Origin of the sequence: Brumimicrobium glaciale (genome assembly GCF_004152935.1) — a bacterium.
Lineage (GTDB): Bacteria > Bacteroidota > Bacteroidia > Flavobacteriales_D > Crocinitomicaceae > Brumimicrobium > Brumimicrobium glaciale.
In genome coordinates this window covers 120,901-142,383 of sequence record NZ_SETE01000006.1, presented here as the reverse complement: position 1 = coordinate 142,383, position 21,483 = coordinate 120,901, and the positions used below count along the sequence as shown (strand labels likewise).

Here is a 21,483-nt window from a genome sequence, read left to right as displayed (position 1 = left end):
TCAATTAAACTTTGACTATTAATCCATCTTGATATTCAATCCAAGTCCTCTTAATTCATGAAGAAGAACATTAAATGATTCTGGAATACCAGGCTGCGGCATGTTATCGCCTTTTACGATTGCTTCGTAAGCCTTAGCTCTTCCGTTCACATCATCAGATTTAACAGTCAAGATTTCTTGTAGAATGTTAGCTGCACCGAATGCTTCAAGTGCCCAAACTTCCATCTCTCCAAAACGCTGACCTCCGAAGAGTGCCTTACCACCAAGTGGTTGTTGCGTAATCAATGAGTATGGTCCGATTGAACGAGAGTGCATCTTATCATCTACCATGTGCGATAGTTTCAACATGTAGATTACACCTACAGTTGCAGGTTGATGGAAACGTTCTCCTGTTCCACCATCATACAAGTAAGTTTTACCTGCACGTGGAATACCAGCTTTATCACAGTACTCAGCAACTTCTGAAGGTTCAGCACCATCAAAAATTGGTGTAGCAAACTTAACACCCAGTTTTTGACCTGCCCATCCAAGAACAGTTTCATAAATCTGACCTAAGTTCATACGTGAAGGTACACCCAATGGGTTCAACACGATATCTACTGGAGTACCATCATCAAGGAAAGGCATATCTTCTTGACGAACAATGTTTGCCACAATACCTTTATTTCCGTGACGACCCGCCATTTTATCACCAACTTTCAATTTACGTTTCTTAGCCAAGTAAACTTTAGCCAATTTAACGATACCAGCTGGTAACTCATCTCCTACAGAGATATGGAATTTTTTACGCTTGTAATTTCCTAATAAATCATTGGCCTTAATAGTGAAGTTATGAATAACTCGCTGAATCATTGAGTTAGTATCATCTTCTTCAGTCCATTTACTTGGATTTACAATCACATAGTCAACTATACTTAAAGCTTTCTCAGAGAATTTAGATCCTTTTTTGATGATTTCCTCTCTAAAGTTATTTGTTACACCAGCAGATTTTTTACCTTCTAGAATAACCAATAATTTCTGAACAAGAATACCTTTTAAGTCTCCTAAATCTTTTTCATAATCCGTATCTAGGTTTTCTAGAATTGGTTTATCTTGAGCTTTAGTTTTTCTGTCTTTTACTGCTCTTGAGAAAAGTTTCTTATTAATAACTACACCTCTTAAAGAAGGTCCAGCTTTTAATGAAGCATCTTTCACATCTCCGGCTTTATCACCAAAGATTGCACGCAATAGTTTTTCTTCTGGAGATGGGTCAGTTTCACCTTTTGGTGTAATCTTACCAATCAAAATATCTCCTTCTTTAACTTCTGCTCCAATACGGATTAATCCGTTTTCATCAAGATCTTTAGTTGCTTCTTCACTTACGTTAGGAATATCAGCTGTAAGCTCTTCCATTCCACGTTTCGTGTCACGCACTTCTAAAGAATATTCATCGATGTGGATAGATGTAAATACATCCTCACGCACTACACGCTCAGAAATTACAATCGCATCCTCAAAGTTATACCCTTTCCAAGGCATGAAAGCAACTTTCATGTTTTGTCCTAAAGCCAATTCACCTTGTTGCGTTGCATAACCCTCACAAAGTACTTGTCCTTCTTCAACTGTGTCACCTTTCTTTACGATAGGTTTCAAGTTCATTGTAGAACCTTGGTTAGTTTTCTTGAATTTTGTTAAACTGTATGTTTTTGTGCTACCATCGAATGATACAATTTGATCTTCTTCTGAAAGATCGTATTTAATCACAATTTGGTTGGCATCTACGTATTCTACAATTCCGTTTCCTTCAGCATTAATCAATACACGAGAGTCACGCGCTACTAAACGTTCGATTCCTGTTCCAACAATTGGAGATTCAGGCTTCAATAACGGAAGTGCTTGACGCTGCATGTTTGATCCCATCAAAGCACGATTGGCATCATCATGTTCCAAGAAAGGAATAGAAGAAGCCGCAATAGAAGCAATTTGATTTGCTCCAACGTCCATCAAATTAATTTGACTTGGTTCAACAACTGGGAAATCTCCTTCTTCACGTGCTTTAACAACATCACCTATAAATTCACCGTTGTCATTCAATGGAGCGTTTGCTTGCGCAATCATCATTGAATCCTCTTCTTCAGCAGATAAATAAATTGGCTCTTCGTCTAATTGAACTTTACCGTTTACTACCTTTCTATAAGGAGTTTCGATAAAACCAAGTTTATTTACTTTCGCAAATACACAAAGAGAAGAAATCAAACCAATGTTTGGTCCCTCTGGTGTTTCAATCGTACAAAGACGACCATAGTGTGTGTAGTGAACATCACGTACCTCAAATCCAGCACGCTCTCTAGAAAGACCACCTGGTCCTAGTGCAGAGAAACGTCTTTTGTGTGTTACTTCAGAAAGAGGATTGGTTTGATCCATGAACTGAGACAACTGATTCGTTCCAAAGAAAGAATTAATTACTGACGAAAGTGTTTTCGCATTAATCAAGTCAATTGGAGTAAATACTTCGTTATCTCTAACGTTCATTCTTTCACGAATTGTACGAGCCATACGTGCAAGTCCAACACCAAATTGAGAATACAATTGTTCACCTACCGTTCTAACACGACGATTAGAAAGGTGGTCAATATCATCAACTTCTGCTTTTGAGTTAATTAACTCAATCAGATATTTAATGATTTTAATTATATCACTTTTTGTTAAAACTCTTGACTCTTCATCGTCAGAAATTTTAAGTTTTTTGTTTATTCTAAAACGACCTACTTCACCAAGATCATAACGCGTGTCTGAGAAGAACAATTTATCGAATACACTACGTGCAGTTTCAATATCTGGCGGCTCAGCATTACGTAATTGTCTATAGATTACCTCTACTGCTTCTTTTTCAGAGTTTGCAGTATCTTTTTGAAGGGTGTTATATATAATTGTAAAATCAGCAGAATTTACATCTTCCTTATGAAGGATGATAGTTTTAGTTCCTGCTTCAATGATTTCTTCGATATTGTCTTTATCAAGAACAGTATCACGATCTAAGATTACTTCGTTACGTTCAATAGATACAACTTCTCCTGTATCCTCATCAACGAAATCTTCGATCCAAGATTTAAGAACTCTAGCAGCAAGCTTACGACCTAAAACTTTCTTAAGATTAGTTTTGGTTGCTTTTATCTCGTCTGCTAAGTCGAAAATCTCTAAAATGTCTTTATCACTTTCGTATCCAATAGCTCTGAACAAAGTTGTAACAGGAAGCTTTTTCTTACGATCGATATATGCATACATGACATTATTAATGTCAGTTGCGAACTCTATCCAAGAACCTTTAAAAGGAATTATTCTTGCAGAGTATAGTTTTGTACCGTTTGCGTGTCGAGATTGACCAAAGAAAACACCAGGTGAACGGTGCAACTGAGATACAATAACACGTTCGGCTCCATTCACTACAAATGATCCTTTAGGAGTCATGTAAGGAATAGTTCCTAAATAAACATCTTGAACTATCGTTTCAAAATCTTCATGTTCTGGATCAGTACAATAAAGTTTCAATTTAGCCTTCAATGGGACACTATACGTCAATCCACGTTCTATACACTCTTCAATAGAGTAGCGAGGCGGATCAATAAAGTAGTCCAAAAATTCAAGGACAAATTGATTTCTTGTATCAGTTATAGGAAAGTTTTCAGAAAAAACTTTAAAAAGACCTTCCTTTTCACGGTTCTCGGGAGTCGTTTCAAGTTGAAAAAACTGACGGAACGATTTTAGTTGAACATCCAAAAAGTCAGGATATTCAAAAACACTTTTGCTAGAAGCGAAATTAATTCTTGTAGCGATATTATTTGATGTTGCCAAGACTACGAAATTTTGTTATGAAAAAAGAACCAGATGCGTATAAATGCATAAAAACAGGACAAGGCATCCCGAAAATCGAGGATGCCTGTACTGTATAATAAGTATAGTTATTACTTAACTTCAACTTCAGCTCCTGCTTCTTCTAATGAAGATTTTAAGCTATCTGCTTCGTCTTTAGAAACACCTTCCTTAATTGGAGAAGGAGCACTATCAACTACTGCTTTCGCTTCTTTCAATCCAAGACCAGTTAATTCTTTAACTAATTTTACGACAGCCAATTTACTACCACCGGCAGCTTTAAGGATTACGTCAAACTCAGTTTTTTCTTCTGCAGCTTCTGCAGCAGCACCTCCTCCAGCAACTGCAACAGCAGCAGCAGCAGGTTCGATACCGTACTCATCTTTAAGGATAGTTGCTAATTCGTTAACTTCTTTTACTGTAAGGTTAACTAATGTTTCAGCGATGTCTTTTAATTCAGCCATTTTATTTTTTGTTTAAAAAAGGTTCTAATAAATAATATTTAATCTATGCTCTTTCTGAGAGCGTCTTAAGGATTCCAACGATTTTACCACCTTGTCCTTTAAGTCCAGAAATAACATTCTTCGCTGGGCTTTGTAACAATGAGATAATATCTCCGATAAGTTCATCCTTGCTTTTGATTTCAACTAATGCATCAAGATTTTCATCACCGATGTATATTGTTTCTTCAACATAAGCTGCTTTAAGGATTGGTCTTTCAGTTTTCTTACGGAAATCTTTAATAATTTTTGCAGGCGCATTACCTACTTCAGCATACATAATTGCAGTTGGTCCTGATAGCGCTTTTTTCAATTCACTAAGATCTCTGTCTTCAATACGATCGATAGCCTTTGCAAGAAGAGTATTTTTGATTACTCTTAGACTAACGTTTGCTTTGAAACATCTAGCTCTTAAATCGTTGATTTTTGCTACAGACAACTGAGATGTATCAGCTAGGTAAAAAATACCTGCTTCTTTTAATTCTGCTGTTAAATTGTCTATGTACTGCGCTTTTTCTTCTCTATTCATATTTAAAAATTTTAAGCGACAACAGATTTAGCGTCAATTTGAATACTTGGGCTCATTGTAGAACTCATGTAAATACTTCTGATGTACATTCCCTTAGCTGCAGATGGTTTCATCTTAATCAATGTATTCAATAATTCTGCTGCATTGTCTTTAATCTTGCTACCATCGAAAGATACCTTAGCAATATTAGTATGAACAATACCGAATTTATCAACACGGAAATCGATTTTACCAGCCTTAACTTCTTGAACTGCCTTCGCGACATCCATTGTTACAGTACCAGTTTTAGGGTTAGGCATTAAACCTCTTGGTCCTAATATACGACCTAAGGCACCTACTTTACCCATTACAGATGGCATTGTGATAATCACATCGATATCAGTCCAACCTCCTTTAATTTTCTCAATGTACTCGTCTAAACCAACGTAATCAGCACCTGCTTCTTTCGCTTCTTCTTCTTTGTCAGGAGTACAAAGTACAAGTACTTTAATATCCTTTCCAGTTCCGTGAGGTAAAGCTACAGTTCCTCTTACCATTTGATTCGCTTTTCTAGGATCAACTCCTAAACGAATACTGATGTCAACAGAAGCATCAAATTTTGAATTTGTGATTGTCTTAACTAAATCACACGCTTCAGTCAACGAATACGTTTTATCAAAGTCATACTTTGATAACGCTTCTTTTCTTTTTTTAGAAATACGTCCCATGATTAATGTTTTTTAGTTTTGAGGAAATGTACCTTTTACGGTGATTCCCATACTTCTTGCTGTTCCAGCAACCATTTTCATACCTGATTCAATTGTAAAACAATTAAGGTCAGCCATTTTATCTTCAGCAATTGCTTTAACTTGATCCCAAGAAACACTAGCCACTTTTAAGCGGTTAGGCTCTGCAGAACCTTTTTTAAGTTTAGCTGCATCCAATAATTGAATTGCTGCTGGTGGAGTTTTGATGATAAAATCAAACGATTTATCACCATAGACAGTGATTACAACAGGTAATACTTTTCCAGCCTTATCTTGTGTTCTTGAGTTAAACTGCTTACAGAACTCCATGATGTTAACCCCTTTTGCACCAAGTGCGGGACCAACGGGCGGAGAAGGATTTGCTGCACCACCTTTGATCTGTAATTTGATCAAACCTGCTACTTCTTTAGCCATTTATATATAGTTTGTGTAGTCCTAACGTGATCGTATAGATGGGAAGCTTTAATCATCACCACCACTCCTACTGGTTAAATAAACTTATTAATTCTCTTTATCTACTTGCATATAGCTTAATTCGACCAAGTTTTTTCGACCGAATATTTTCACCATAACTTTCAATTTCTTTTTCTCTTCGTTAATTTCTTCGATTGTACCGTTGAAATTATTGAATGGACCATCGACTACCTTAACTGATTCACCGATAACGAAAGGAATTTTCATTTCTTCTTCGTTTTCCGACATTTCGTCAACCTTACCAAGGATACGGTTAACTTCAGTTTTTCTCATCGGTAATGGATCTCCGTGCTTTTCTGCACCTAGAAAACCTATTACATTTGGAACACCCTTTATAACGTGAGGTACCTCTCCTACAAGAGCAGCTTCGATCAGAACATAACCAGGTAAAAATGTTTTCTCTTTAGAAATTTTCTTACCATTTCTTATTTGAAACACTTTTTCTGTTGGAATAAGGATTTGACCAAAGAAATCATTCAACTTTTGTCGATTAATTTCCATTTCAAGGTATTCCTTAACCATGTTTTCTTTTCCGCTAATTGCGCGAACAACGTACCATCTTTTTTTAACCTCTTCCATAGTAATCCCGTTAAAACGTATTATTAATTATGGATAAATTAATCCAAGAATTCCTTTCCAGAAATATGTTGATGGATTTATTCCGAAGATAAAATCCATTACAAATATAAGTAAGGAAAATACAACAGAACCAATTACTACAATAATAGTATTGTTCTGTAACTCTGTCCATGTTGGCCAGCTCACTTTGTGAGCCAACTCATGGTATGTATCCTGAAGATATTCTACAATATTTGCCAATTTCTTTCTATTTTGCACGGGCGGTAGGATTCGAACCCACGACCAATGGTTTTGGAGACCAGTACTCTACCAACTGAGCTACGCCCGTAGTGGAAAAAGGGGAGTTTTAAAAAACTCCCCTTTTTCTAATTTATTTTATTCTAGCTTATGATTTCAGTCACCTGACCAGCACCTACAGTTCTACCACCCTCACGGATTGCAAAACGTAAACCTTTGTTCATTGCGATTGGAACGATAAGTTCAACAGTAATTGTTACGTTATCACCAGGCATAACCATGTCGCGATCTTCACCTAAATGAATCTCACCAGTCACATCAGTTGTACGGAAGTAAAACTGTGGACGGTAACGGTTATGGAATGGAGTGTGACGTCCACCTTCTTCTTTCTTAAGAACGTATATCTCTGCTTTGAATTTAGCGTGTGGTGTTGTAGAACCAGGTTTACAAACAACCATACCACGACGGATAACTGATTTGTCAATACCTCTCAAAAGAAGTCCAACGTTATCACCAGCTTCACCTCTATCCAAAATCTTACGGAACATCTCTACTCCAGTAACTACAGATTTAAGTTTCTCATCACCCATTCCTAGGATATCAACCTCTTCACCAGAGTTGATAACACCAGTTTCGATACGACCAGTTGCAACAGTACCACGACCAGTGATCGAGAATACATCTTCAACAGGCATCAAGAATGGTTTGTCAACCTCACGAGGAGGTAATTCAATCCAAGTATCAACAGCAGCCATAAGCTCCATTACAATATCACTCCACTTCTCGTCTCCGTTAAGAGCTCCAAGAGCAGAACCTTGAATTACTGGAGAGTTATCTCCATCATAATCATAGAATGATAAAAGCTCTCTAATTTCAAGCTCAACCAATTCTAATAATTCTTCGTCATCCACTAAATCCACTTTGTTCATGAAAACAACGATTCTTGGAATACCAACCTGGCGTCCTAAAAGAATGTGCTCACGTGTTTGTGGCATTGGTCCATCTGTTGCAGCAACAACTAAAATCGCACCATCCATTTGAGCAGCACCCGTAACCATGTTCTTAACATAATCGGCGTGACCCGGACAATCTACGTGTGCGTAGTGACGATTTTCAGTTTCATACTCAATGTGAGATGTATTGATTGTAATACCACGTTCCTTTTCCTCAGGAGCGTTATCGATTGAGTCAAAACTACGTGCTTGGCAAAAACCTTTTGCCGACAAAACTGCAGCAATAGCAGCAGTTAATGTTGTCTTACCGTGATCGACGTGACCGATTGTTCCAATGTTCAAGTGTGGTTTGGAACGATTAAATGTTTCCTTAGCCATGTTTTATTTGTTACTTGTTAATATACTTACTAATTATTTTCTTGTACATACAAGAAAATTCACTCATAATCATGAGTGACTCCCCTGTGTAATTCGAGCCAATGACGAGAATTGAACTCGTGACCTCTTCCTTACCAAGGAAGCACTCTACCCCTGAGCTACACCGGCAGCGAGCCAATAAAAGGTTATATTGAGCGGGAGACGAGACTCGAACTCGCGACCCTCAGCTTGGAAGGCTGACGCTCTACCAACTGAGCTACTCCCGCTTAAAATATAAAAGTTAAACCTTAGTGTGGGGGGAGAAGGATTCGAACCTTCGAAGATAAAATCAGCAGATTTACAGTCTGCCCTCGTTGGCCGCTTGAGTATCCCCCCAATATAAAGTTTGTGAGCCGATGGAGGGACTCGAACCCCCGACCTGCTGATTACAAATCAGCTGCTCTAGCCAGCTGAGCTACATCGGCACTTTTGTTGGTAAATTATAACCTTTTAAAGAACTCCCTAACTAGCTTATTGAACTCGTTCGGGGTTGCAAATGTATTAAATAAATAAACTCTGACAAGCGTTTTTTTGAAATATTTTTAATTTATTTTCTCTTTTGTTTAACAAGCTCTTCCTTACCTACTGTTAACCTATTGTGAAACAAAGGATTTCACTAAAAACGCAACATGAAAATATTTTAAAAAAAAATGAACTATTTTTAAATTAGAGATAAAAAACGATGCGAAATATTAATAACCACGGTTTAGATCTATAAAATATGAATGGACATTATATCGTTTTTGGGATCTTGCTATTGAGATGTAATTAATTTCTGATTGAATAGTTGGAATTTGGAAGGCGAATAATGCCTTCAACTTTACTCGTCACCATTAACATACTTACTCTTCCCCTCCCCTTGGATGTGATTGTTTGTAAATTTTAGAAATTTGATCAAAAGAATTGTGGGTATACACTTGTGTAGCACTTAAATTGGCATGTCCTAAAATCTCTTTTAGCGTTTCTAGTCCTGCGCCGTTATTCAACATGTGTGTTGCAAAGGTATGCCTCAACACATGCGGACTTCTTTTGGATAGATTAGTAAGCAAAGAAAGATAGTAGTTCACTTTTCTATAAACGAACTTAGGATACAACTTATTCCCTTTGTCAGTAATGAAAATATATTCAATATTCGCCCCTTGATACACTGGAGATATTAAATAGTCTTTGATTTGATCAGAAAGAGCTGTGGTTATAGGAATGATCCGTTCTTTATTTCTTTTACCAAGGACTTTTATTTTTTCGTTATCGAAATCAACTTGTTTTAAATTGATCAATTCTGAAAGACGAATTCCTGTTTGGTAAAATACTTCAATAATTAAACGATCACGTAATCCCGAGAATCCATCAGGAAATAATTTATTAAGATCTTCGGTTTCAATTTCTTCTTGTTTTACGAATTCAGGTAATCGTTTTTCTTGTTTCGGACCTCTAACCTTTAACATTGGATCAACCTCAATGATATGATTCTTTTGGGCCCATTTAAAAAACGTACGCAAAGAAGATAATTTTCTATTAACTGTTCTATTGGAATGATTGTTATTTATTAATTCAACAATCCAAGCTCTAATGTTTTGGTAGGTCAGTTCTTTTAAATCTTCTTCATTATCCACGGCAACAAATTCTAAAAAAGACTTAACATCTTTTTCGTATGCAGTACTGGTATGTTCCGATACTCTTTTCTCTGTATTGAGATATATAATGAATTGTTCAACCATATAAAATGAAAAAAGGAGCCTATTACTAGACTCCTTAACGTATTCTTTTAAAGAATATTTTATATTTCTTTAGACTGTAAACGTTGTTTGTAAGCCGCTTTGATACGTGCTTGACGTCCTAAGATAGATGGTTTAACGAATTCTTTACGTCTACGGATTTCGCGCATACGTCCAGTTTTTTCAAACTTCTTCTTATATTTCTTGAGAGCTCTTTCTATGTTCTCTCCTTCTTTTACAGGTACTACTAACATATTCTATATTTAATTTCGTTTTCTAATTCTATAAACAGGTTGGCAAAGATAATAAGATAAATCTTATGAACAATACTTATTTCAAAATTTCTCTTGAAATAACTACTTTTTGAATTTCAGAGGTACCTTCACCAATGGTCATCAACTTTGCATCACGTAAAAACTTCTCAGCTGGATACTCTCTTGTGTAACCATAACCACCCATAATTTGCACAGCTTCGTTACCACACATCACAGCAGTTTCACTCGCAAAATACTTTGCATAAGCTCCTTCCTCTGTCATTTTAGCTCCTTTATTCTTCAAAGCTGCAGCATTAAATGTCAATAATTCAGATGCTTTTACGTTTGTTGCCATATCAGCTAATTTAAAGCTAATGCCTTGAAATTGTGCGATAGGTTTTCCGAATTGTTCACGTTCTTTAGCGTACTTTACTGAAGCTTCATAAGCACCACGAGCAACACCACAACTTAATGCTGCGATAGAAATACGTCCACCATCAAGAATTTGCATTGCTTGAACAAAGCCCATTCCGACTTCACCAATTAGATTTGCATTTGGAACACGAACATTATCAAAAATAAGTTCAGCTGTTTCACTTGCTCTAACACCTAATTTTCCTTTGATTTGCACTGCAGAGAAACCAGGAGTTCCTTTTTCTACGATAAATGCAGAGATTCCCTTACTGTCTAACAATTCTCCTGTACGCACTAAAACTACAGATACATCTCCAGAAAGTCCGTGAGTAATCCAGTTTTTTGCACCATTAATGATCCAATCGTCACCATCTTTAACTGCAGTTGTTTTCATTCTCATGGCATCAGAACCTGTGTTTGGCTCAGTTAAACCCCATGCTCCAATAAATTCACCAGATGCTAATTTTGGTAAAAACCTTTTCTTCTGCTCTTCTGATCCGTGATAATAAATATGACCTGTACACAATGAATTGTGAGCTGCTACTGAAAGACCAATTCCACCACAAACTTTTCCTAATTCAATAAGTGCAGTAACGTATTCATCATAGGAAAAACCACTTCCTCCATACTCTTCAGGAACATAAATTCCAAGTAAACCTAAGTCACCTAGTTTTTTCATTACATCAACAGGAAAGTGCTCTTTTTCATCCCATTCTAATAAATGTGGTTTAATTTCCTTCTCAGCAAAATCTCTCACCATTTGTTGAATCATTAATTGATTCTCGTTTAGATCAAAGTTCATTTTTATATAATTTAAGTTCTTATGTTTTGTTTTCGTAATCGCAATTTGCAAATATAGTATATTTTTTATTTGCTTCAGTACTCTATTCTCATTCCACCTTTAAATAAGGTTTTAAAGCTTTAAATTTTTCATGATCAATATAGGGAGATAAAATCACCTCATCGATTCTTTTATATGGTCGGTGATTTTCTCGGAAGAAAACAATAGATTTTGCCATATCATAACTAATCAGAGGATGATCTCTTAATTCTTTCTCTGACGCTGTATTAATATTTAATCTCTTTATATCAGTTGCGTCAAGAATTAGAAAAGGTTTCATCGCTTCTATTTTCTCTTCATCCATTAAGTACACATCAAAAAGTTGATCGTAAGAAATTATTCCGCCATAAGCCTCACGAACTTTGATGATTTCTTTAGCAAAGTAAGGTCCTATTCCTGGGATTTTCTTTAAATCCCAAGCTGTGGCGGTATTAATTGAAATCGGAGCGAGCTCTTCTTTTACAGTTTCTTTTTGGTTTTGTTCAAATGACTTTTCATTCTTAGTAGATGAATATTTTGATGACGCAATATAGGATGGCTTTTCAATTGAATCAGGCAAAGCCACTTTTGGTTCTAATAAAACGTACAAATCTTCGTCTATAACATAGAGTTTTTTAAGATCTGATTTTATCTTGAGAACTGCTCCACTCTTCAAATATTTCAGAATAGAAGCCGCTTGTTTTTCAGACAATCCAATTGCCATCCATTCTTCCAAAGAATACTCGTTTGGATTGAACAGAGCAGAAGGTTGAGTATAACGACTGGTTACTTTCGCAACTTTCGCTTCAATTGAATCAGCCTTATTAGTTGAAGCTAATAATGATCGAACTTCAACATCATAGTGAGGAGGAGAATAGAAATAGTTGTAATATAAACGTGGAGCTACTGCAATAGCGATGAATAGAATTAACAAAACGATAATTCCTCTACGGGCTCGTTTAGAAAAATGAATCCAATCACTGTCCCAACTTTTTTTCGTCAATATTTCTATTTAAATCTTTTAATTGCTCCTGATTTTACACGTACAAAATAATCTTTCAGATCTCTTTTTACTTCTCCTGACATAATCAAAAGTCCAAGGATATTTGGGAATGCCATACCAAGAATCATTAAGTCTGAGAATTTAATTACTTCTCCTAATCCTACAGATGCCCCAATTACAATAAATACTAAGAAGATGAATTTATAGATTAATCCAGATATTTTTGTTTCTCCAAAAACATAAGTCCAGGCTTTCAATCCGTAATAAGACCAAGAAATCATAGTTGAGAATGCAAACAATACCACAGCGAAAGAAAGGACATATAAAGACCAATCACCCAAAGAAGATGAGAATGCTGCAGAAGTTAAAGCGGCACCTTCTAGACCTTCAGGATCTTGAGCATAACCAGTAAATATAATTACTAAAGCGGTCATTGTACAAACCACCACTGTATCAATAAATGGTTCTAAAATCGCGACGATTCCTTCACTCACTGGTTCATCAGTTTTGGCAGCAGCGTGTGCAATTGGTGCAGAACCTACTCCGGCTTCATTTGAGAATGCAGCACGTTGAAATCCTAAAATCAGTACTCCAATAAAACCTCCATACATTGCATCTGGACTAAATGCTCCAGTTATAATTGTATTAAAACCATGACCTAAATTATCATAATTAAAACCTATAATTACCAATGCTGAAATCACATAAATACCAACCATTGTTGGTACAATTTTATCTGTTACGCTAGCAATTTTTTTAATTCCACCAACAATTACGATTCCTACTAGAATTGCCATTCCGATTCCGAAGTACAGTCCATAAGCGGAGAACCCTTCCCAACCAGGAATTTCTGACAATTGATTAAATGCTTGATTCACTTGGAACATGTTTCCACCACCAAGAGATCCACCAACACAAAGTATTGCAAAGATAATTGCTAAAACCTTTCCTAATTGTTTAAATCCAGGACCTCGTTTTGCTAAACCGCGACTCAAATAATACATAGGTCCACCTGAAACTTCTCCGTCTTCCTTTAAAATACGATATTTAACACCAAGCGTACACTCTACGAATTTCGAAGCCATTCCAATTAGTCCAGCAAGAATCATCCAGAATGTTGCTCCTGGACCTCCCATACTAATTGCGATTGCAACACCGGCTATATTTCCTAGTCCAACAGTTGCTGAAAGTGCAGTAACAAGTGCTTGAAAATGTGTGACCTCTCCATCCTCTTTAGAAGGATCATCGTATCTTCCGCGTACTAAATCAATTGCATGTCTAACACCTCTAAATTGGATGAACCCCATCTTAAAAGTAAAGAAAAACGCTCCGGCTACAAGCCAAACTACAATTAATGGGATGCCTTGAGATTTATTGGTGAGGTTTTTAAAGTAAAATGGTTGAGGAGATGAATAGTCTATCTTTCCTAAAATCTTTTCGGATTTATTTCCTCTTTTATTAATGAATGAAACCTTGTCTCCTGCACCAACCTTCTGTCCTTTATGCTCACCGTAAATAAGTGTACCATCACCCATTGCGAAAAACGGAAATTCTTTATCTCCATCTTTTAAAATGGCAATCATATCAAGGTGTTTCACTACCTCTCCATCCTTTCTTAACCACTCTTTTATTGTATAGTTTTCAGATTCTGGTGCTAACGCAAATGGAGCCTTTAATACAAACTCATTTACTTTAACGGTATCTGACCAAACATTAGCGAATAAAATCTTATCTAATATTGAAACAGCTGGTTTCATACCATTATTAACATGTTCAGAGAAGCTATTTGGTTTCACATATCCTTTTACTACAATTGAATCAAAATTTGCATCAATTACAGTAACGATTACGGAATCTCCTTCAGACCAACCGTCAAATTTTTTATTATAGATTGATATGTTTTCATTATTCCAAACATATTTATAAGGTTTCTTACCCCCTTTAACATCTATTTGAACTGAAACATCATCAATTGCTTGCGATTTATCTTTGGTTGTTAGTTCTGCTGATAATGGTACATCCTGTCCATAAACAAAACTAGAAAACAGAAATAGGGTAGCCAAAATTTTAGCTAATCTCATAAATATATTTTTTTGTGTTCAAATTAATAACCTTTCGAATACCTCACCTTTTTAAGGGTCAGATTCGCTAATTTAAAAATATTATTTTAATTGTCGAGGTCTATCTTAGATAAGCTTAAAACAAATTCAGTAGGAATATAATCTAATTCAGTCTTGGCTTTATCAATATCTAACCCAGATGAAATAGGACGTTGTGCCTTTTGATTGAGCTTTTCTGATGTGATAGCATGAACTTTTTTAACATCGGCACCTACATAATTAGCTACTTTGACAATGTATTCATGCATTGAAAGCAACTCACCTCCAGCGATATTATAAACTCCAAACTCGTTTGAATCAACAACTTTTGCGCAAGCTTGAACAAGATCATCTACAAAAGTTGGAGTTCTGAATTGGTCATTTACTATATTCAAATCTTTTCCTGCTCGTAATTCATTAATTGCCCAACTAAAAATATTTCCTTTATTTAATTTTTCACCCACTCCATAAACGATGGATGTTCTAAGAATTGTGAAATTATTGTATCCGCTTTCAAAAATGACTTCTTCACCTCTCCATTTAGATTTACCGTAATTACTTAATGGATTTGGCGTATCTTCTTCAGCATACAATTTCTTTTTTCCATCGAAGATGAAATCTGTAGATATTTGGATTAAATGAATATCTGTTCCTTCGATTTCTTCAATAATATTGGCTACACCTATTGCATTCACATTAAAACATTCCGTTTCTTGTTCTTCACAAGCGTCCACGTTGGTCATGGCAGCAGTGTTAATAATATGTGTTGGATTAAAAGATTGGATTACCTCTTCAATTTTCACCATGTTCGTAATGTCCAGAATAGCAAAATTTTTATTTGGACAGAAAGACAATTTATTTTCGTTTGGTGCAGTGGCTAAGAATTCGATGTTGTGCTCTTGAAAATATTTTACTAATTTCTGTCCTAACAGACCATTACTTCCAGTTATTAAAACTTTTTCCGTTGATTTACTCATAATTCCCAAATTGACTTTCTTTTTTTACGTAATCCAAAAAAATGTTTGTTTTCTAATATCCATCCCATTCCTAAATAGATGATTAAGGGAGATCCTAAAGCAATAAAGGAACTATAGATAAAAAAAAGTCGAACTTTAGTTGTTCTCACGCCTAATTTTTTCGCCCACCATTCACTCACACCAAATGAGCGCATTTCAAAGAAAAAAACGATTTTTTGAATAAACTTTCGCATAATTACTTTTCTAAATTTTCTGTACCTACTTTACAGGACAAACATTTCTTAAAATTACAAAATTCATTGTTTAATTCTAACAATCCTTGACTTTCTAATGCATTTTGAGGTGAAAAACCTATTTCTTTCCAATAATTGATCACATTATTGCTCTCCGACGGAAGTTTTTCCATTAACTCAACTGCCATATCACTAAATGAAAAATCACTGTACAAATGTTTTAATGAAATTAAATAAGGCACTAAACCATTGATGATTAAATTCTGTTTGAACAACTTTGAGAAGTTTAGCTTTCGTTTTTTACTTAGTTTTCCAAATACAAAATGATTCTCCCAATACCCATCAATATAAGTTGCTGAAAGTTTATTGATTTTTGAAATAATTTGTTCTGCCTTCAAATCTGATAAGTTTTGAAGATCAAATTGTAAAAGGAACCCATTTATTTGGGCCAAAATTAAGGTAGGAAAACTATATGGACGGATACCACTAAACTTCCATGAGCTCTTATTCATTTCTAACAAATGGTGTTTGTGCTTTAGAAAACGCCAAGTTTGTTTTAGTTCTTGATAATATTCATCCTCAACTTCATCATTTAGGAAGCCTGCAGAGCCAAAAACCAGTGCTTCTAATCGGGTTTTGTCCCATTGTTCTTTTGCAATTAACTTATAAGGTAAAATACTCGCCAATTCTTGCATTGGTAATTTATTCACTCTCCCGCCAGTGGCTTGTAAAATGGCTGCCAATAAAATCGAATATTTATCTCGTTGCTCAATTTTCACTAAATCCAAAAGCTCAATTCCTTTTCTTTCTATGCGGTGAAGAAAGGAAACATCTATTTGCTGAAGTAAGGACAATTTATAATCCATTACCACATTTGAACAAGGAACTTTATAAGAATTTGAAATGATTTTCTCATAATTTCTTAAGTGTGCTAAATCAATTTGATTTTTGAGTTCAATAGTTGGCAGTTGGATTCCTTTAACAAATACTTCCTTGTCATGTTCGAACACAACATGTAAAACAACATTATTATAAGCCTCATCTAAATGGTGTTTGTGTGCATACCAATCTGAGGATTTTATATGTAATTCGATATTACCAGACCATTTAATTCCATCGATAGAAACTGTTCCATTGAAAAAATCTGGTCCAGCATCGAGATTATACCATCCGACTTCATGAACGCTTACTGGTGCTCCGTTAGTGAGTTTTAATTGGTTGAAATTTAGGCGTTTCATACGCCAGAGATAATGCAAATATTCTTCTTGCATGATTTGGTGATTTATTGGTTACTAAATTAAGTTAGTGAAAATTTAGAGTAATCACCAAATTAAAAGGAAGAAAAATATCATTTTCTACCACGTACACCAATTACGGTCATGTCATCTGTTTGTTCAAAATCACCCATCCACTCTTTGTGATATTCTTGAAGAATGGAGTTTTGTTCGTTCATAGGTTGATACGAAATCGCATCAATCAAGGCAAGGAATTTCTTGATTGTTATCTTTTTATTTTTCGTTCCTCCAAATTGATCTGGGAATCCATCAGTAAAGAGATACAGAATTTGATTTTCATTGAGCGTAACACTTTCTGTATCGTAGATGAAATCATTTATTACTGGCTCATCACCAATATGCTTAATTTGACCTTTAACCACTTTCATCGTTCCTTCTTTGTTGTCTTTTATCAAGAATCGACCTCCCGCTAAAGCGTATTCTACTTTTTCGCTATTTTTATCGAACGAACAAACGACTACTTCCATCCCATCTTGGATTCGATTTTGACCATCTCTTGGAAGTAATTCAGACAAATGTTCATCGAGTTGATTTAAAATTTCACCAGGATCAATAATTTTAGCTTCTTCAACTATTTGTTTTAAAATATTGATTCCTAAAAGCGTCATAAATGAGCCAGGAACTCCATGACCTGTGCAATCTGAAAGAATTAGAATTGTTTTATCGCCTATTTCTTTAAGCCAGAAAAAATCTCCTGAAACGATGTCTTTTGGTCTATATAATATAAAATGCTCATCAAATGAATCAGCGAATTCAGAGGAACGGGGCAGCATATTGAATTGAATTCTACGCGCATAATTAATCGAATCCATTATGGCTTTATTCTGCTCCTTGATTAATGAGTTTGCTTTCTTTTTACTGGTTATGTCTCGCGCCAATCCCAAAAATCCTTTAACAACATTTTCCGCACCTGGAGTGGTCATAGTTGATAGATTTTGTCCCAACCATTTAGTTTCTCCATTTGGAGTTAGAATAGGAAACTCTTTATATTTTCCTTTTTGGCGTTCTTTCAAAGTAGCATCAATAAAGTATCTTACTCTTTTTTGATAGGCTGGTTCTACAACATTCAAGATTGAAAGGTCTAATAATTCACTTTTTGATCTTTCAAAAACTTCACAGCATTTCTCATTTACAAAAGTGAAATTTCCATTGGTATCAGTTTGGAAAATTAAATCATCTGCGTTTTTTACAATAAGTTCATAGTAGTTTTCTAGGTTTATTTTTTCAGTAACATCTTGACCTAAAATAATACGCAGTTCTTCTGAAAACTTTTTACAAGACCATTGATAGTAAACAACCTCATCTTTTTCTGTAATTAAAGGAGTAACGAATATTGCGCCTTCTTTGAACTCACTTATTAAATGATCATCACTAAAATTATGCATTTCATTATAGGAAGGCTGATATTCATTTAAAAGTAGAATACTCTCTCCTTTCAGCGTTTCATCAACACCAAGAAGTGATTCCATATTTTCACTAACAAATGATATTTTCCCATTCTTATCAAAAGCAACTACTAGCGCATTTCCTTTATTCACTATTCCAGAGGCGAAAATCAATTGTTCAAGGGAATTATTACGCATATATGTTTTAAAAATCATCAAGAAACAGGCAATGGCAATTCCCATAAGAAATAGATATTGATTGAATTTTGCATCTTCAACTAAAAAAATTATGGCAACAGAAGCTGCTCCCATGGCCAGGCTCACAACTACCGCAGAACGCAGTCTTCTCAATGTATAAGGAGCAACAAAAGTGACTAACAATGCAGATGTGAAATAAAATGGATGGATATCCGAGATATAGGTAAACATCAAATTGTAAGCTAATAAAATAAGAAACCCTATAACAAGATAAGTCCCCGCTTTCCGTGAGCTACTTTTCACAAAAGTGACGACTAAAAACAGCATCATTAACAAAGCACCAGTGACGATTGCACTGAAATCATGAAGTTGTAAACTATCATCTACACGAGGTGCAAATAAATGACCTAACGTATTTGCAACAGCACCAAAAGCCAATAAACTTTTAGCGGTTGACTTATTTGCCACAACATCTCTTGAAATGATAATATTTTCACGATTGAAATTTTTTGTACTGTCTAAAAAACTAATATTGATCAGTACAATTATGCTGATTACACCTATAATGAACCATTTGTTTTTGTAAAATGGAATAATAACGTCAAAACTGATCGTACTTTCTTCACTTTCATTTGCTCCATCAATAGAAGATTTCACTTTCAGAATGTAGCTACCCGCTTTAAGGTTATTAAAAATAGCTTCTTGCTTTGGAGACCAATTGGACCAATTTACCCACTCTTCTTCATCGGCTCCTTCTAATTTGTAACTGTACGTAACAAAAGTAGATTTGGTATTTACACTCTCAAACTCTATTAATAAGTTATTATCCTCCGTATTTATTGTAACTGGATTCTTATTGTCAATTAAGTTCTCAATGTTTTTATTTTTCAGAGAGTGAATAATTGGTTTACTCAACCTACTCCTTCTGTCAAGATATTCAGGCCGAACTAAAACTGCTCCGCCAAGAGTTCCTAAAAGAATAGAGCCATCTGCAGATTGAAAAGAGGATCGCATGTGGGTTTCGTGTCCATAAAATCCACTCTCCTTATTGTATGTTTTGCTCGAAAGGGCTTTTCCGTTTTTATCGACATTTATAACTGTTATTCCTTTATTACTTCCGATGATAAGGTGACCAAACTTGTCGGAGTTAAGAGTATAAATAAGTAGAGAAGGTAAAAACTGCTCTTCAGTAATGGCTACAAACTTTTTTTCTGCTGTTATCCCCATTAAACCTTCATCAAAGCTAAACCAAATTGTTCCGTAGGAGTCCATTATTGAATTCCCTACATAAGCACCCATAGTCTTCCCATTAACTTTGCTTTGAACAGGAAGCAGTTGTTCTTTTGCATGGTCGTATTTCATTACGCCAAAGTTGGTACCAAAATACAGTGCTGTAGAATCCTTATTTATAATTCCATTATAGTAATAGGCTGGAGCAGTAGTAAAACTGTCCACTTTCCCTGATATTAAATCCTTCCTAAAAAGTCCTTGACTAATAACAGAAAACCACAGATATCCAAAGGCATTCTTTATCAAGCTTACTCTTTCCTCTTTTAGAAAATTAAGAGGTGGATATAATTCTAGTTTCTTGTCTCTTATTTGGTAAACACCTTTGTTAGTTGATACTAAAAGTGTGTCTCCTATATAATCTTTAGAAGTTAAATAGATGTCTGCATTTTCAACAAAATCAGTTTCAACAGGACCTTTGCCAATAAAAGTTCCTTTTCCATTTACTGTGATTATAAAATCATTGTTCAATGTTTTACCAATAAAAGAAATTTCTGGTTGAGCGAATAACTTGTTACTGCTAAGTTTGGTGAATGGCTCAAGAGAAACTCGATAAGCACCACTTGAGGAAGTCGTTACCCATATATCATTATTTCTATCAATTAAAATATTGGTAGGTTTAACTATTTGAAGTTTAGAATTATTCTCTATTAGGTGGAATTGAGAAGTGTTGATATCATAAGTTACAATTCGTCCTTTATTTGTTATAAAAGCAATTATCTCTTTTCTTTTATCCCATTTTACTATTTCTTCACCAGCCAAAAGTAGTGGCTCAGAGATATTCGTTATATCTAAATTTACTGTAGCTCCTTTTTTTAAAGGAACGGATAATATTTTTGTCAAATACTTATCAATCAAAAGTAAACTATCAGTGGCTTCATAGCCAACTACAAAATCTTTTAATTGATCTTTACTCACTCCAAGCCAATCATGCATTTCCTGAATACCACCTTCTTTTACCCAATAATTTAAACCTGAGGTAAAAATCAATAATTTTTCATCTAACCTACAACTTCCGTAGTATTGCAAATCTGGAATCACAGGAGAGAATAATTTCTCTCGAACCAATGAACTATCTTTAAAAGTCCTTAATCCGCTATTCTGAAGAACAATTTGAATGTTATTGTGTTGAAATATAGCATGACATTTTCCTAAGCGCGCAATATAAGAAAGTCGATTTATGGAATTATTTTCTAATGAGAATACTCCTCTGTACAATGTCGAAAACAAGATTCTATTTTCATGAAAGAAAATATCATTTACATGTCGGTTATTCCGACCTTGGATATCTTCTAAATAATCAAATGCTTGTCCATCATACCGGATCAAACCAGCACCATCTGTTCCAAACCACAAATAGCCATCATCAGACTCTTCAACTGTGAGAATTGAGATTAGGTTTAGTCCTTCCTCATAATTGAAGTTTTTAAACGTGTATAACTGAGCTACAGATACAAACGAACTGGTAGCAATTACAAATATAAGAAGCAACAATCTTTGTAGTTTCATACACTTTAAA

At 35.1% G+C, this 21,483-nt stretch carries 17 protein-coding genes and 5 tRNA genes; all 22 read right to left on the bottom strand.

Annotation, left to right across the window (positions count from 1 at the left end):
- Window positions 1-18: 18 nt before the first annotated feature.
- The 22 genes from rpoB to ERX46_RS14005 all read right to left on the bottom strand — a co-directional run bounded on the left by rpoB (window position 19) and on the right by ERX46_RS14005 (window position 21,473).
- Window positions 19-3,831: a DNA-directed RNA polymerase subunit beta gene (gene rpoB / locus ERX46_RS14105; RefSeq protein ID WP_130094516.1), complete on the bottom strand. Its 3,813-nt coding sequence runs from the start codon at window positions 3,829-3,831 to the stop codon at window positions 19-21.
- 110 nt (window positions 3,832-3,941) lie between these two features.
- Window positions 3,942-4,313 carry a 50S ribosomal protein L7/L12 gene (rplL, locus tag ERX46_RS14100; RefSeq protein ID WP_130094515.1) on the bottom strand — a complete coding sequence of 124 codons (372 nt, stop codon included), beginning with the start codon at window positions 4,311-4,313 and terminating at the stop codon, window positions 3,942-3,944.
- 43 nt (window positions 4,314-4,356) lie between these two features.
- Window positions 4,357-4,878, bottom strand: coding sequence for a 50S ribosomal protein L10 (rplJ, locus tag ERX46_RS14095; protein ID WP_130094514.1), 522 nt, complete (start codon window positions 4,876-4,878; stop codon window positions 4,357-4,359).
- Between the two features lie 11 nt (window positions 4,879-4,889).
- The gene (rplA, locus tag ERX46_RS14090; protein ID WP_130094513.1) at window positions 4,890-5,585 is read right to left on the bottom strand and encodes a 50S ribosomal protein L1; all 696 of its coding nucleotides are present in this window, start codon (window positions 5,583-5,585) and stop codon (window positions 4,890-4,892) included.
- Window positions 5,586-5,597: 12 nt separating this feature from the next.
- Window positions 5,598-6,038: a 50S ribosomal protein L11 gene (gene rplK, locus ERX46_RS14085; protein WP_130094512.1), complete on the bottom strand. Its 441-nt coding sequence runs from the start codon at window positions 6,036-6,038 to the stop codon at window positions 5,598-5,600.
- A gap of 87 nt (window positions 6,039-6,125) precedes the next feature.
- A complete protein-coding gene (gene nusG / locus ERX46_RS14080) occupies window positions 6,126-6,677 on the bottom strand; it encodes a transcription termination/antitermination protein NusG (RefSeq protein WP_130094511.1) in 552 nt (183 codons plus the stop codon).
- 27 nt (window positions 6,678-6,704) lie between these two features.
- Window positions 6,705-6,917, bottom strand: a complete 213-nt coding sequence (secE, locus tag ERX46_RS14075) for a preprotein translocase subunit SecE (RefSeq protein ID WP_130094510.1) — start codon at window positions 6,915-6,917, stop codon at window positions 6,705-6,707.
- Window positions 6,918-6,932: 15 nt separating this feature from the next.
- A tRNA-Trp gene (locus ERX46_RS14070) sits at window positions 6,933-7,005 on the bottom strand.
- A gap of 52 nt (window positions 7,006-7,057) precedes the next feature.
- Window positions 7,058-8,245: an elongation factor Tu gene (tuf, locus tag ERX46_RS14065; protein WP_130094509.1), complete on the bottom strand. Its 1,188-nt coding sequence runs from the start codon at window positions 8,243-8,245 to the stop codon at window positions 7,058-7,060.
- Window positions 8,246-8,341: 96 nt separating this feature from the next.
- Window positions 8,342-8,413: transfer RNA gene (locus tag ERX46_RS14060), tRNA-Thr, on the bottom strand.
- 25 nt (window positions 8,414-8,438) lie between these two features.
- A tRNA-Gly gene (locus ERX46_RS14055) sits at window positions 8,439-8,511 on the bottom strand.
- Between the two features lie 27 nt (window positions 8,512-8,538).
- Window positions 8,539-8,620, bottom strand: a tRNA-Tyr gene (locus ERX46_RS14050).
- Between the two features lie 15 nt (window positions 8,621-8,635).
- A tRNA-Thr gene (locus ERX46_RS14045) sits at window positions 8,636-8,709 on the bottom strand.
- A gap of 417 nt (window positions 8,710-9,126) precedes the next feature.
- Complete coding sequence (locus tag ERX46_RS14040; protein ID WP_130094508.1) at window positions 9,127-10,002, bottom strand: tyrosine-type recombinase/integrase; 876 nt, start codon at window positions 10,000-10,002, stop codon at window positions 9,127-9,129.
- Window positions 10,003-10,061: 59 nt separating this feature from the next.
- Window positions 10,062-10,253, bottom strand: a complete 192-nt coding sequence (rpsU, locus tag ERX46_RS14035) for a 30S ribosomal protein S21 (RefSeq protein ID WP_107038390.1) — start codon at window positions 10,251-10,253, stop codon at window positions 10,062-10,064.
- Window positions 10,254-10,329: 76 nt separating this feature from the next.
- Complete coding sequence (locus ERX46_RS14030) at window positions 10,330-11,469, bottom strand: acyl-CoA dehydrogenase family protein (protein ID WP_130094507.1); 1,140 nt, start codon at window positions 11,467-11,469, stop codon at window positions 10,330-10,332.
- A gap of 88 nt (window positions 11,470-11,557) precedes the next feature.
- On the bottom strand, window positions 11,558-12,490 hold the full coding sequence (locus tag ERX46_RS14025) for a helix-hairpin-helix domain-containing protein (RefSeq protein ID WP_130094506.1): 933 nt from the start codon (window positions 12,488-12,490) through the stop codon (window positions 11,558-11,560).
- A 5-nt stretch (window positions 12,491-12,495) separates the two neighbouring features.
- Window positions 12,496-14,571 (bottom strand): alanine/glycine:cation symporter family protein, encoded by a 2,076-nt coding sequence (locus tag ERX46_RS14020; RefSeq protein WP_130094505.1) that lies wholly within the window; start codon window positions 14,569-14,571, stop codon window positions 12,496-12,498.
- Between the two features lie 86 nt (window positions 14,572-14,657).
- Window positions 14,658-15,566, bottom strand: coding sequence for an SDR family oxidoreductase (locus tag ERX46_RS14015; protein WP_130094504.1), 909 nt, complete (start codon window positions 15,564-15,566; stop codon window positions 14,658-14,660).
- A complete protein-coding gene (locus ERX46_RS17605; protein ID WP_207214182.1) occupies window positions 15,563-15,799 on the bottom strand; it encodes a PspC family transcriptional regulator in 237 nt (78 codons plus the stop codon). Before ERX46_RS17605 ends, ERX46_RS14015 begins: the two co-directional genes overlap by 4 nt.
- Before the next feature lie 2 nt (window positions 15,800-15,801).
- Window positions 15,802-17,070 (bottom strand): DUF2851 family protein, encoded by a 1,269-nt coding sequence (locus tag ERX46_RS14010; RefSeq protein WP_130094503.1) that lies wholly within the window; start codon window positions 17,068-17,070, stop codon window positions 15,802-15,804.
- A 77-nt stretch (window positions 17,071-17,147) separates the two neighbouring features.
- Window positions 17,148-21,473, bottom strand: coding sequence for a SpoIIE family protein phosphatase (locus tag ERX46_RS14005; RefSeq protein WP_130094502.1), 4,326 nt, complete (start codon window positions 21,471-21,473; stop codon window positions 17,148-17,150).
- Window positions 21,474-21,483: the final 10 nt, after the last annotated feature.